Raw genomic sequence first — 12,549 nt, forward strand, 5'->3', positions numbered from 1 at the left:
GATATAATAGGAGTATGATTACAATAGTTTTATTAATCCTAGCCTATTTGCTGGGTTCGATTCCGTCTGGTCTCTGGATTGGACAAGTATTCTTTCAAATCAATCTACGTGAGCATGGTTCTGGTAACACTGGAACGACCAATACCTTCCGCATTTTAGGTAAGAAAGCTGGTATGGCAACCTTTGTGATTGACTTTTTCAAAGGAACCCTAGCAACGCTTCTTCCGATTATGTTTCATCTGCAAGGCGTTTCTCCTCTCATCTTTGGACTTTTGGCTGTTATCGGCCATACCTTCCCTATCTTTGCAGGATTTAAGGGTGGCAAGGCTGTCGCAACCAGTGCTGGAGTGATTTTTGGATTTGCGCCTGTCTTCTGTCTCTACCTAGCAGTTGTTTTCTTTGGAACCCTCTATCTAGGCAGTATGATTTCACTTTCCAGTGTCACAGCATCTATCGCAGCTGTTATCGGAGTTCTACTCTTTCCACTTTTTGGTTTTATCCTGAGTCACTATGACCCTCTCTTCATCGCTATTATCCTAGCACTTGCTAGTTTGATTATCATTCGACATAAGGATAATATCACACGCATCCAAAATAAAACTGAAAATTTAGTCCCTTGGGGATTGAACTTAACCAACCAACATCCTAAAAAATAAAACGCCAGTTCTGTACTGACGTTTTTTGTATGCTTATTTTGATTTGATATAGTTAATACCATCTGCTTTTGGTGCAACTGCTTTTCCAAAGAAGGCTGCCAAGACAAGAATGGTCAAAACATAAGGTGCGATTTGAAGATAAACCGTAGGCACTCCTTGTAGGAACGGCAATTGAGAACCGATAACAGCCAAACTTTGTGAAAGCCCAAAGAAGAGACTAGATAGCATGGCTCCGATTGGATTCCATTTCCCAAAAATCATCGCAGCAAGAGCGATAAATCCAGGTCCAACAATAGTTGTCACTGAGAAGTTAACTGAGATGGATTGAGCATAAATCGCTCCGCCAATTCCACCTAGGAAACCTGAAATGATAACCCCTAAATATCTCATCTTGTAGACATTGATTCCCAAGGTATCCGCTGCTTGAGGATGTTCACCGACAGAGCGAAGACGAAGACCAAAGCGAGTCTTAAAGAGAATAAACCAAGCAAGGAATGAGAAGGCAATCGCCAGATAACCAAGTAAACTAGTTGACTTGAAGAAGATATCACCGATAACTGGGATATTTGCCAAGACTGGGAAATCAAAGCGTCCAAAAGTCTGACTTAGGTTGTCGGTTTGTCCTTTGTTATAAAGAACTTTAACCAAGAAAACAGCTAAGGCAGGCGCCATCAAGTTCAATACCGTACCGCTGACAACATGGTCTGCACGGAAATGAACCGTCGCTGCTGCGTGGATGATAGAGAAGACACCACCAACCAATCCTGCAACTAGCAAAGATAGCCATGGAGTTGCTGCTCCAAATTGTTCTGCAAATTCAAGGTTAAAGACAACTCCAGAAAAGGCACCCATAACCATAATTCCTTCAAGACCGACGTTTACCACACCACCACGTTCAGAGAAAACACCGCCGATACTTGTAAAGATGAGGGGTGCTGAGTAAATCAGCATAGAAGACACCAAGAGGGTGAGCAAGGTTGTAATAGACATCTTTACTTACCTCCTTTAACTTGTTTTTTCGGTTTGACAAAGCGTTCGATAAGGTAATGAACACTGACAAAGAAGATAATAGACGCTGTTACAATGCTGACAAGCTCAGACGGTACCTGCGCCGCATTCATACCTGGGGCTCCAACTTGTAGAACGCCAAATAGGAAGGCTGCAAAGAGAATACCGATTGGTGAGTTAGCCGCAAGCAGACTAACCGCCATCCCGTTAAATCCGACAGCTAATGATGCCCCTTGAACATAGACGTTCTGGAAGGTTCCTAGTCCTTCAACAGCTCCACCAAGACCTGCCAAGGCACCTGAGATAATCATTGAGAGGATAATTGTTCGTTTGGCAGAAATACCAGCATATTCTGAAGCATGTGGATTAAGACCAACTGCACGGATTTCAAAACCAAGAGTCGTTTTCTTGAGCATAAACCAAATAACTGCAACGGCAATGATGGCAAAGAAAATACCAATATTCATCCGTGAGTTACCAGTCAATTCAGATAACCAAGGTGTCTGATAGGTTGCATTAGCCCCGACACGAATGGTCGAATCTGTACTTTGCATGAATTCTTTAGGAAAGGCATGGATAAAGGCATTCCCTACATACAAGACAATGTAGTTCATCATGATGGTGACGATAACCTCTGACGTCCCTAGATAAGCTCTCAGAATACCCGGAATCGCTCCGACAATCCCACCAGCAATCAAGGCAATCACGATGGTTGCTAGAATCATCAAGGGACGGGGCATATCTGGATGCGACAAGGCAAACCAACCACTTAAAATCCAACCTGCCAAAGCCTGACCAGGAAGCCCAACGTTAAAGAAACCTGCACGACTGGCAACAGCAAATCCAAGACCAATCAAGACCAAAGGCCCCATTGCACGGAAGATTTCTCCAATCCCACGCAGGCTACCAAAGGCTGTATAGAACAATTCTTCGTAGCCCCAAATAGCATCATAGCCGAAGATCCACATGACAATGGCTCCAAGTAAAATTCCAAGGAAGACAGAGATCAAGGGAACCGAAATTTGTTGTAATTTTTTAGACATCACTCTTCTCCTTTCCCAAGTTTCCACCAGCCATCAAGACACCAAGTTCTTGTTTATTGGTTGTTTCTGGTGATACAATACCTTGAATCTTACCATCGTGGATAACGGCAATACGGTCTGAGACGTTTAAAATCTCATCTAGTTCAAAGCTGACAACAAGGACAGCCTTCCCATTATCACGCTCTTCAATCAAGCGTTTGTGGATATACTCAATGGCACCGACATCCAACCCACGAGTTGGCTGGCTGACGATAAGGAGATCAGGATCTCGATCAATTTCACGAGCAATAATTGCTTTTTGTTGATTTCCTCCTGAGAGTGCAGCTGCAGGAACAAATTCACTGGCAGCACGAACATCAAACTCTTCCATTAGCTTTTTAGCATAAGAAGTAATATTTGAATAGTTCAAAATTCCATTTTTACTATGTGGTTCTTTATAGTAGGTTTGAAGGGCAATATTTTCAGAAATCATCATTTCCAAAATCAAACCATCACGGTGACGGTCTTCTGGAACATGCCCAACACTCAACTCTGTAATTTGTCGTGAGTGCAAGCCTACAGTTGAATTTCCTTTTAGCTCGATGCTCCCAGATTCAACCTTGCGAAGACCTGTGATGGCTTGAATCAGTTCAGACTGACCATTTCCATCAATCCCCGCAATCCCAACAATCTCTCCAGCACGAACATCCAAGGATAGATTTTTCACAGCCGGGACACCGCGGTTTTCATTAACCACCAAGTCTTTGATAGACAAAACCACTTCTTTTGGTTTAGAGGCTTGCTTCTCTGTTTTAAAGGAAACAGAACGTCCTACCATCATTTCCGCCAAATCAGCATTAGTAGCCCCTGCAATTTTGACGGTTTCAATTGATTTCCCACGACGGATAACTGTAACGCGGTCAGAAACTGCGCGAATCTCGTCCAACTTGTGGGTAATCAAGATAATTGATTTTCCTTCTTTGACAAGATTTTTCATAATAGCCATCAATTCATCAATTTCTGATGGAGTCAAAACAGCCGTTGGTTCGTCAAAAATAAGAATATCAGCTCCCCGATAAAGGGTTTTTAAAATTTCTACACGTTGTTGGGCTCCAACTGAGATATCTGCCACCTTGGCAGAAGGGTCCACAGCTAAGCCATAACGTTCAGAAAGAGCCTTGATTTCTTTGCTAGCTCCAGCAATATCTAGTACACCATTTTTAGTCAATTCACTTCCTAAAATGATGTTTTCAGCCACCGTGAAAGCTTCTAGCAACATAAAGTGCTGGTGAACCATTCCGATTCCCAAGCCAGCTGCTTTAGATGGGGAGTCGAGGTTGACAACTTGACCGTTGACCGCGATTTCACCACTAGTTGGTTCAAGAAGTCCTGCTAACATGTTCATGAGCGTGGACTTTCCAGCCCCATTTTCTCCTAAAAGTGCATGAATTTCACCCTTTCGTAGGTGCAGGTTGATGTTGTCGTTGGCAACAAATTCGCCAAACACCTTGGTAATATCACGCATCTCTATGACATTTTCGTGTGCCATGTGCTCTTCCTTTCAGAGTCTTATTTTATTTCAATAAAACTTGCTATTTTATCTAGTAGCAAGCTTTACTGAGACAAAATGACTTTGTCTCAACTCTTAAAAAAGCGGCCGAGGGCCGCTTCCTAAGAAATGACTTCCATCCATTATTTTGCAGGAACTTTTACGCTTCCATCAAGGATTTTAGCTTTAGCATCTTCGACAGCTTTTTTACCTTCTTCTGAAAGGTTTGTTACTGCCAAGTCAACCCCTTTATCTTTCAATGAGTAAACGATCACTTGACCGCCAGGGAATTCACCTTTTTCTGCCTTGTTAGAAATATCTTTTACAGTTGTACCAACTTGTTTCAAAGTAGATACAAGAACAAAGTTTGATTCTTTACCATCTTTAGAAGTGTATTTACCTTCTGCTTCTTGGTCACGGTCAACACCGATAACCCAAACTTTTTCATTTTCAGGACGGCTTTCGTTAAGTGATTTTGCTTCTGCAAAGACACCAGCACCTGTACCACCAGCTACTTGGTAAACAATATCTGCACCGGCTGCGTATTGTGCGGCTGCAATTGTTTTACCTTTAGCAGCATCACCAAATGAACCAGCGTAGTCAACTTGTACTTTGATAGATGGGTCTACTGACGCAACACCAGCCTTGAATCCTGCTTCAAAACGAGAGATAACTTCTGACTCCTGCCCACCTACAAAACCAACTTGTTTTGTTTTAGTTGTTTTTGCTGCAGCTACACCTGCAAGGTAACCTGACTCATTATCAGCGAAAGTTACGCTCGCAACATTCTTTTGATCTTTAATCACATCATCAATCAAGACATAGTTCAAGTCAGAATGTTCTTTAGCTGCTTCTTCAACCGCATTGTGAAGGGCAAAACCAACACCGAAGATTAGGTTGTAACTTCCAGCCGCTTGTTGCAAGTTGTTAGCGTAGTCAGCTTCACTTGTTGATTGGAAGTAAGTGAAACCGTTATCTTTTGAAAGATTGTGTTCTTTACCCCAAGCCTGCAAACCTTCCCAAGCTGATTGGTTGAATGATTTGTCATCAACACCACCAGTATCAGTGACGATTGCTGCTTTTGTCTTCACATCAGAAGATGAATCTGCCTTACGAGAAGAGCGGTTACCACATGCAGCAAGTCCAACTGCTGCCACTGCTACTAGGCCAAGACCTAGCCATTGTTTCTTGTTCATTACTGAACCTCCTAAATAAGATGTGCAACGATGTTGCAAGTATGGATTGGTTGGCCGCAAGGACCGTGCCACTCAGAGAGCGACTCAGACTAATTTAAGTCTGTAAAAGAGTATGGAAGTAATTCCCCGACCGTCATCTCGACCGTCGATTTATCTTTTGCGACTAAGGTCACTTTTAGATCTTGTTCAAAAAATTCGACCATTACTTGGCGACAAGCACCACATGGTGAAATCGGTTTTTCAGTTTGACCATAAACAATCAGCTCTGAAAATTCTCTTTGCCCTTCAGATACAGCCTTAAAAATGGCTGTTCTCTCACCGCAATTGGTCAAAGGATAGCTAGCATTTTCGATATTCACTCCCGTGTAAACACTTCCGTCTTTGGCTACTAAAACTGCTCCGATAGGAAAGTGAGAATAGGGGACATAGGCATGTTTGCTGGTTTCAATTGCCAGTTCAATCAACTCAGTAGTCGCCATCTGCCAATTCTCCTTTTAGAATGGCTACCCCAGCTGACGTTCCGATACGGGTCGCCCCTGCTTCTACAAAGGCTAGAGCATCTGCATAAGAACGAGCTCCACCAGCAGCCTTGACACCCATCTCAGTTCCAACTGTTTCACGCATTAGTTGAACATCTGCTATCGTAGCACCACCAGTTGAAAAGCCAGTAGATGTTTTGACAAAGTCAGCTCCAGCTTTTTGGGCTAATTGGCAAGCCACAACTTTTTCTTGGTCTGTCAGAAGGCACGCTTCAATAATGACTTTCACTAACTTGTCACCACTTGCTTCTACAACAGCACGGATGTCCGATTCAACCAAGGCTAAATTACCTGATTTGAGAGCCCCAACATTGATCACCATATCAATCTCATCTGCACCATTTTGGATAGCTTCTTTTGTCTCAAAAGCTTTCACAGTTGAAGTTGTTGCCCCCAAAGGGAAACCTACTACTGTGCAGACCTTGACATCTGTGCCTTCAAGCCCTTTTTTGGCATGTTCAACCCAGGTCGGATTAACGCAAACACTGGCAAAATCATACTCTCTAGCCTCAGACAACAAACTATCAATTTGTTTTTCCTTTGCATCTTGCTTTAAAAGCGTATGATCGATATATTTATTTAATTTCATATTCGGATTCTCCTGCGGTTTATGAGATAATTTCTATAATTTCTCGTAAACTTTGCACCCTATCATTTATTTTAACATATTTTTGAAAATCTGTAACTAGCTGAGGAGAAATTTTTCCATTTGTGTATACTTTTGCAACAATTTCTCCCTTTTGAACGGAATCTCCCACCTTCTTTTCAAAAACAATTCCTGTTTCATAGTCCAAGGCATCAGACTTGACTGCACGGCCTGCCCCCAGTCTCATGGCATAAAGCCCAAATTCCATTGCTGGAAGAGCTGAAATGACACCCGTTTCCTGAGCAGGGATTTCCACCACATGGGTAACATTGACAGGACGATAGAGGTCTTCCAAGTCTCCACCTTGGGCTTGGACCATCTCCTCAAACTTAGCCAGTGCTTGACCATTTTCAAGATGTTGGCGAACTTCTTCAACTGTTTTATTTACATTTGCCAAACCAAGCATAATTTGAGCCAACTCACATATGAAGTGAGTAATATCCTGACGGCCTTGCCCTTGTAAAATCTCCAGTGCTTCAAGGATCTCCAGACGATTTCCAATCGCTCGTCCCAAGGGCTGACTCATATCCGTAATCACTGCTACCGTCTTTCGACCAACTGCCTTACCAAGTTCCACCATGGTTTGAGCCAATTCACGCGCCTCATCAACCGTCTTCATGAAGGCACCCTCACCGACAGTCACGTCTAGCAAAATAGCATCCGCTCCTGCCGCGATTTTCTTGCTCATCACCGAACTAGCAATCAAAGGAATCGTGTCAACAGTTGCGGTCACATCACGAAGGGCGTAGAGAAGCTTGTCAGCTTTAACCAGCTGGTCTGATTGCCCAATGACAGATACTCCAATATCCTGAACCTGACGAATAAAATCCTCTTGACTGCGTTCTACTTGATAGCCCTTAATGGACTCCAATTTATCAATTGTTCCACCAGTATGGCCGAGACCACGACCACTCATTTTTGCCACAGGTACACCGAAGCTAACAACAAGGGGAGCCAAAATCAAGGTCACCTTATCACCAACACCACCCGTAGAATGCTTGTCTACCTTAACCCCATCAATAGCTGATAAATCAAACTCTTGACCAGTCTTAACCATCTTCATAGTCAAATCTGAGATTTCTCGTGTCGTCATTCCTTTGAAATAAACAGCCATAGCAAAGGCAGACATCTGATAATCAGGAACAGTTCCTGACACATAGCCTTCAACTAGCCATTCAATTTCACTCGAAGTCAGTTCTTGACCATCTCGTTTTTTTTGGATTAAATCAACTGCTCTCATTCTTTCACACTTCTAAGGATATAGTATCCCTTATCTTTTTTGACGACTTCACAGTTGCCAAAGACATCTTCCATCTTGGACTTAGCACTTGGGGCCCCTTGTTTTTTCTGGATAACGATTGTTAAATCTCCACCAGTTTCCAAAAAATCTTTGCTTTTCTCAATGATTTCATGAACCACTTGCTTACCCGCACGGATAGGGGGATTTGAAATGACATGGTCAAATTTCCCTTTAACTTGTTCATAGATGTTGGACTGGAAAATCGTCGCTTCTACTTTATTTCGTTCAGCATTTTGTCGTGCCAAATCCAAAGCACGATTGTTGATATCGACCATGGTCGCCTGAACTCCATAAGCCTTTGCTAAAGACAAGCCCAAAGGTCCGTAACCACAGCCTACATCAAGGACAGTTTCTCCTTGATTGACCTCAAGACACTTGAGCAATAGTTGACTTCCAAAGTCAATCATTTTCTTGCTAAAAACACCCGCATCCGTTAAAAAGGTCATTTTTTCTCCCAACAAGTCCACTCTCAACTCATGAATGTCGTGAGCAGCGTCAGGATTTTCTGCATAGTACATTTTATTCATAACCCTATTCTATCATATTTTGGATCGAATTGTAAATCGTTTACATATCCAGAATAAAACAAAAAGATTGAAGGAAGGTGCGTTACAATAGCTCCCCTTCAATCTCTTTCAACTTTTATAAGCAACTTGTATTTCATCTAGGACTACAGCTATCATTGCCATGATAAAACACATAACACAAGATTTATTGTCTATCATCAGACGCATTTTGATTACTATTGCTTAATCATCAACAAAATTCCCAACAAAATGTTTAGATAAAAGCCCAACTGATAAGTTTGTGTCAGGATTTCCAAACTTGTCCAAAATCGTATCAAATCTTCTAGCGATCTTCTAGCGAAATAACCCTCTGTCGCAATCCATAGAACTAAAAAGAAATAACTACCAGCAGCAAGCCATTTCGTCCACCGTTTTTTTAGGAAGAAAGCAATCAAAAGCGAACAGATAAAGACAGCTGTTACAATGGCATGTTCCATCAAAAAAGTAAAACCGTAATAGATTTCCACAAAGCGTCTACCATTATCCGCATTGACTCCTTTTATAAAAGGTAAGGCAAAACTTAAAATAAAACAGAGTTCCAATAGGTAACGTTTCAAGATTTTCATAGTACACCTCCTATAAGTTATAAACCCCAAAGCCCCCTTTATAGCTGATAAGTCAGTAGAAAGCAGCTCCTACTTCATCAATAAATTGTTCATCCTCTATCTACTTATATTATATACTATTGACTTACCACATTCAAGAAACCGCTTTATTTTTTTAACTTTTTATGGTATGATAGACAAAATATCTAGGGGAAAACAAATGACCAACGAATTTTTACATTTTGAAAAAATCAGTCGCCAGACTTGGCAATCTTTACATCGAAAGACGACACCTCCTTTGACAGAAGAGGAATTAGAATCCATCAAGAGTTTTAATGACCAGATTAGCTTGCAGGATGTTACCGATGTCTATCTCCCCCTAGCCCATCTCATCCAGATTTACAAGCGTACCAAGGATGATTTGGCCTTTTCAAAAGGGATTTTCCTTCAACGTGAAAGCAAATCCCAGCCTTTTATCATTGGGGTTTCTGGGAGTGTTGCCGTTGGAAAATCCACAACCAGTCGCCTACTTCAAATCCTACTGTCCCGTACACTTACAGATGCTACGGTTGAGTTGGTAACAACTGACGGCTTTCTCTATCCCAACCAGACCTTGATTGAACAAGGGATTTTAAATCGTAAGGGATTTCCTGAAAGCTATGATATGGAAGCTCTTCTCAACTTCTTGGACTGCATCAAAAATGGACAAGATGTGGATATTCCTGTCTATTCTCATGAAATCTACGACATCGTACCTGAAGAGAAACAAAGTGTCAAAGCTGCTGATTTTGTGATTGTTGAAGGAATCAATGTCTTTCAAAATCCACAAAACGATCGTCTCTATATCACTGACTTCTTTGACTTTTCCATCTATGTAGATGCTGGAGTGGATGATATTGAGAGTTGGTATCTGGACCGTTTCTTGAAAATGCTGAGCCTAGCCCAAAACGACCCTAATAGCTACTATTATCGTTTTACACAAATGCCGATTGGGGAAGTGGAATCCTTTGCCCATCAGGTCTGGACCAGTATCAATCTCACAAATCTACAAAATTATATTGAACCAACCAGAAATCGTGCGGAAGTGATTCTTCATAAAAGCAAGAACCATGAAATCGATGAAATTTACTTAAAAAAGTAATTTTCCCTTGTCAAAACGTAAGTTTTCAGATATAATGGTATAGTTAGTAAATATGGAGGTAAGAACATTGGCAAACATTAAATCAGCTATCAAACGCGCTGAATTGAACGTTAAACAAAACGAAAAGAACTCAGCTCAAAAATCAGCTATGCGTACTGCTATCAAAGCTTTCGAAGCAAACCCATCTGAAGAACTTTTCCGTGCTGCTAGCTCAGCTATCGATAAAGCAGAAACTAAAGGTTTGATTCACAAAAACAAAGCAAGCCGCGATAAAGCTCGTCTTTCAGCTAAACTTGCTAAATAAGAAACAGTCCATAGAGGCTGTTTTTTTGTCTCCAAATTGGAAAAGGTAGAAAATGAAAATCGCAATTATCGGATATTCTGGTGCTGGTAAGTCAACGCTAGCTGAAAAGTTATCTCTCTACTACTCCATCCCAAAACTTCATATGGACACACTCCAATTTCAACCTGGTTGGCAAGACAGTGACCGTGATTGGATGTTAACCGAGATGAAAAATTTTCTCACCAAGCATGAAGCTTGGGTCATCGATGGTAATTATTCTTGGTGTTATTACGAAGAAAGAATGCAGGAAGCTAACCAGATCATCTTTTTAAACTTCTCTGCTTGGAATTGTTTGCTAAGAGCCTTTAAGCGCTATTTAAAATACAGAGGAAAAGTGAGAGAAAGCATGGCTAAGGGATGCCCCGAGCAATTCAACTGGGAATTTATTCGTTGGATTCTCTGGGATGGTCGAACAAAAAATGCTAAGGATAGATACCAATATTTAAACAATACTTACCCAGAAAAGATGCGTATTCTCCATTCTCAAGCAGAGATTGATTGTTTTTTGCAATCTCTTAAAAAATAGACGGTAGAGCAACATTTCATTAAGGTCACAGTATGGACTGAATGACTAAAAAAGGAAGATTTTCATCCAGAAAGTCTTCCTTTTGTGTTCTCTTTTATTCAGCAATCAAGGTTTCTAATCCAACCTTCATCATATCGGTGAAGGTATTTTGACGTTCTTCTGCAGTCGTGTCCTCATCTGGATTAACCAAGCTATCAGAGATTGTCATAATAGCTAGCGCATCAACATGGTGCTGAGCAGCCAGATAGTAAAGAGCTGCTGCTTCCATTTCCACAGCCTTGACCCCCCATTTACCAAGCTCAATGTTCTTTTCAAAGTAGTTTGAATAAAAGACATCAGATGACAAAACGTTCCCAACGTGGGTTGTCATACCGAGATTTTTGGCAATATGATAAGCCTTATCAAGCAAATCAAAGCTAGCGATTTGTGGGAAATCATACTGTGGCCAGTCATTACGGACGATGTTTGAGTTAGTTGCAGCTGCCTGAGCCAAAACCAATTCACGGACGTGAACATCTTCATTCAAAGAACCTGCTGTTCCCACACGGATCAATTTTTTCACACCGTAGTCAACAATCAACTCACGCGCATAAATCGAAATAGATGGCATTCCCATCCCAGTTCCCATAACAGATACACGGTGGCCCTTGTAAGTACCAGTGTAACCAAACATGTTACGCACTTCGTTAAAACAAACAGCATCTTCAAGGAAATTCTCCGCAATAAACTTAGCACGAAGAGGATCCCCAGGAAGAAGAATTTTATCAGCAATTTCACCCTGCTGAGCAGCAATATGGATAGACATAATTTATGATACAAAGAGCGACAAGAAAACGACTGAAAATTAGGAATCTGACGAGAAATCCTGATTTTTCAGTCAGATTATCTATTTTCCAAGTTTTCCGCTCGTGTTCAAATCAGAACACACGCTCTACCTTTCTTTATTTTATATTGAGAAAGATACCAAACCCGTCAAAAAGCAAAGGGAAAATAGGAGTTGAGTGCAGTGAGCGATGCTCGCTAGACCAACTATCTTTTTCCCACTGCTTTTAGGGTGGGGTCAATTCCTTTCTTTCTTAACTTTGATGATATTGAGAAGATTAGACCGGATTCAATTCAAACCCGAACTCCCCTTCTCTTCTGAGTTTTTAGAAAAGTTTTCCGCTCGTGTTCAAATCAAAACACATGCTCTACCTTTCTTTTTTATATTTTATATTGAGAAAGATACCAAACTCGTTAAAAAGCCAAAGGGAAAATAGGAGTGGGGCGCAGTGAGCGATGCTCGCTAGACCAACTATCTTTTCCCACTGCTTTTATGATGGGGTCAATTCCTTTCTTAATTTTGATAATATTGAGAAGAGTAGATCGGATTCAATTCAAACCCGAACTCCCCTTCCTTTCTAAGTTTTTCCGCTCATGTTCAAATTAGAACACGCGCTCTACCTTTCTGTTTATACTCTTTGAAAATCTCTTCAAATCACGCCAACGTCGCCTTGCCGTAGGTATGGTTAC

Annotated in this window: 14 protein-coding genes; 4 read left to right on the plus strand and 10 right to left on the minus strand. The window is 41.3% G+C overall.

Annotated elements, in window-relative coordinates:
- Nucleotides 1–14 precede the first annotated feature (14 nt).
- Complete coding sequence (plsY, locus tag HT693_RS08060; RefSeq protein WP_138704870.1) at nt 15–656, plus strand: glycerol-3-phosphate 1-O-acyltransferase PlsY; 642 nt, start codon at nt 15–17, stop codon at nt 654–656.
- 33 nt (nt 657–689) lie between these two features.
- Here plsY and HT693_RS08065 read toward each other — a convergent pair whose 3' ends face one another.
- From HT693_RS08065 to HT693_RS08105, 9 genes are all read right to left on the minus strand, one after another.
- On the minus strand, nt 690–1,646 hold the full coding sequence (locus HT693_RS08065) for an ABC transporter permease (protein WP_050261461.1): 957 nt from the start codon (nt 1,644–1,646) through the stop codon (nt 690–692).
- A gap of 2 nt (nt 1,647–1,648) precedes the next feature.
- Nucleotides 1,649–2,707, minus strand: coding sequence for an ABC transporter permease (locus HT693_RS08070; RefSeq protein WP_138704871.1), 1,059 nt, complete (start codon nt 2,705–2,707; stop codon nt 1,649–1,651).
- Nucleotides 2,700–4,235, minus strand: a complete 1,536-nt coding sequence (locus HT693_RS08075) for an ABC transporter ATP-binding protein (protein ID WP_172925098.1) — start codon at nt 4,233–4,235, stop codon at nt 2,700–2,702. Before HT693_RS08075 ends, HT693_RS08070 begins: the two co-directional genes overlap by 8 nt.
- Before the next feature lie 143 nt (nt 4,236–4,378).
- Nucleotides 4,379–5,431 (minus strand): BMP family protein, encoded by a 1,053-nt coding sequence (locus tag HT693_RS08080; protein WP_055387419.1) that lies wholly within the window; start codon nt 5,429–5,431, stop codon nt 4,379–4,381.
- 89 nt (nt 5,432–5,520) lie between these two features.
- Nucleotides 5,521–5,910, minus strand: coding sequence for a cytidine deaminase (locus HT693_RS08085; protein WP_000246089.1), 390 nt, complete (start codon nt 5,908–5,910; stop codon nt 5,521–5,523).
- A complete protein-coding gene (deoC, locus tag HT693_RS08090) occupies nt 5,897–6,559 on the minus strand; it encodes a deoxyribose-phosphate aldolase (RefSeq protein WP_119943141.1) in 663 nt (220 codons plus the stop codon). Before deoC ends, HT693_RS08085 begins: the two co-directional genes overlap by 14 nt.
- Nucleotides 6,560–6,578: 19 nt before the next feature.
- Complete coding sequence (locus tag HT693_RS08095; protein WP_119943139.1) at nt 6,579–7,856, minus strand: pyrimidine-nucleoside phosphorylase; 1,278 nt, start codon at nt 7,854–7,856, stop codon at nt 6,579–6,581.
- Nucleotides 7,853–8,443: a class I SAM-dependent methyltransferase gene (locus tag HT693_RS08100; protein ID WP_119943137.1), complete on the minus strand. Its 591-nt coding sequence runs from the start codon at nt 8,441–8,443 to the stop codon at nt 7,853–7,855. The genes HT693_RS08095 and HT693_RS08100 overlap by 4 nt, the downstream gene beginning before the upstream one ends.
- 215 nt (nt 8,444–8,658) lie before the next feature.
- Nucleotides 8,659–9,048 (minus strand): hypothetical protein, encoded by a 390-nt coding sequence (locus HT693_RS08105; protein WP_119919808.1) that lies wholly within the window; start codon nt 9,046–9,048, stop codon nt 8,659–8,661.
- A 199-nt stretch (nt 9,049–9,247) separates the two neighbouring features.
- Here HT693_RS08105 and coaA point away from each other — a divergent pair, with 199 nt between their 5' ends.
- The 3 genes from coaA to HT693_RS08120 all read left to right on the plus strand — a co-directional run bounded on the left by coaA (nt 9,248) and on the right by HT693_RS08120 (nt 11,037).
- Complete coding sequence (gene coaA / locus HT693_RS08110) at nt 9,248–10,168, plus strand: type I pantothenate kinase (protein ID WP_119943135.1); 921 nt, start codon at nt 9,248–9,250, stop codon at nt 10,166–10,168.
- Nucleotides 10,169–10,235: 67 nt separating this feature from the next.
- Complete coding sequence (gene rpsT / locus HT693_RS08115) at nt 10,236–10,472, plus strand: 30S ribosomal protein S20 (protein WP_001274000.1); 237 nt, start codon at nt 10,236–10,238, stop codon at nt 10,470–10,472.
- 52 nt (nt 10,473–10,524) lie between these two features.
- Nucleotides 10,525–11,037, plus strand: a complete 513-nt coding sequence (locus tag HT693_RS08120; RefSeq protein ID WP_000684199.1) for a DNA topology modulation protein — start codon at nt 10,525–10,527, stop codon at nt 11,035–11,037.
- 94 nt (nt 11,038–11,131) lie between these two features.
- Here the strand turns inward: HT693_RS08120 and deoD are convergent, their stop codons facing one another.
- Nucleotides 11,132–11,842: a purine-nucleoside phosphorylase gene (gene deoD / locus HT693_RS08125; protein ID WP_031243322.1), complete on the minus strand. Its 711-nt coding sequence runs from the start codon at nt 11,840–11,842 to the stop codon at nt 11,132–11,134.
- Nucleotides 11,843–12,549: the final 707 nt, after the last annotated feature.

Source organism: Streptococcus sp. 2154 (assembly GCF_013277255.1).
GTDB classification, from domain to species: domain Bacteria; phylum Bacillota; class Bacilli; order Lactobacillales; family Streptococcaceae; genus Streptococcus; species Streptococcus pseudopneumoniae.

What these genes read in the sequence shown, in the direction of transcription:
- deoC (WP_119943141.1), bottom strand. Translation starts at nt 6,559, where the DNA reads ATGAAATTAAATAAATATATCGATCATACGCTTTTAAAGCAAGATGCA.
- HT693_RS08080 (WP_055387419.1), bottom strand. Translation starts at nt 5,431, where the DNA reads ATGAACAAGAAACAATGGCTAGGTCTTGGCCTAGTAGCAGTGGCAGCA.
- HT693_RS08095 (WP_119943139.1), bottom strand. Translation starts at nt 7,856, where the DNA reads ATGAGAGCAGTTGATTTAATCCAAAAAAAACGAGATGGTCAAGAACTG.
- HT693_RS08105 (WP_119919808.1), bottom strand. Translation starts at nt 9,048, where the DNA reads ATGAAAATCTTGAAACGTTACCTATTGGAACTCTGTTTTATTTTAAGT.
- HT693_RS08100 (WP_119943137.1), bottom strand. Translation starts at nt 8,443, where the DNA reads ATGAATAAAATGTACTATGCAGAAAATCCTGACGCTGCTCACGACATT.
- HT693_RS08070 (WP_138704871.1), bottom strand. Translation starts at nt 2,707, where the DNA reads ATGTCTAAAAAATTACAACAAATTTCGGTTCCCTTGATCTCTGTCTTC.
- plsY (WP_138704870.1), top strand. Translation starts at nt 15, where the DNA reads ATGATTACAATAGTTTTATTAATCCTAGCCTATTTGCTGGGTTCGATT.
- HT693_RS08075 (WP_172925098.1), bottom strand. Translation starts at nt 4,235, where the DNA reads ATGGCACACGAAAATGTCATAGAGATGCGTGATATTACCAAGGTGTTT.
- coaA (WP_119943135.1), top strand. Translation starts at nt 9,248, where the DNA reads ATGACCAACGAATTTTTACATTTTGAAAAAATCAGTCGCCAGACTTGG.
- HT693_RS08120 (WP_000684199.1), top strand. Translation starts at nt 10,525, where the DNA reads ATGAAAATCGCAATTATCGGATATTCTGGTGCTGGTAAGTCAACGCTA.
- HT693_RS08085 (WP_000246089.1), bottom strand. Translation starts at nt 5,910, where the DNA reads ATGGCGACTACTGAGTTGATTGAACTGGCAATTGAAACCAGCAAACAT.
- deoD (WP_031243322.1), bottom strand. Translation starts at nt 11,842, where the DNA reads ATGTCTATCCATATTGCTGCTCAGCAGGGTGAAATTGCTGATAAAATT.
- HT693_RS08065 (WP_050261461.1), bottom strand. Translation starts at nt 1,646, where the DNA reads ATGTCTATTACAACCTTGCTCACCCTCTTGGTGTCTTCTATGCTGATT.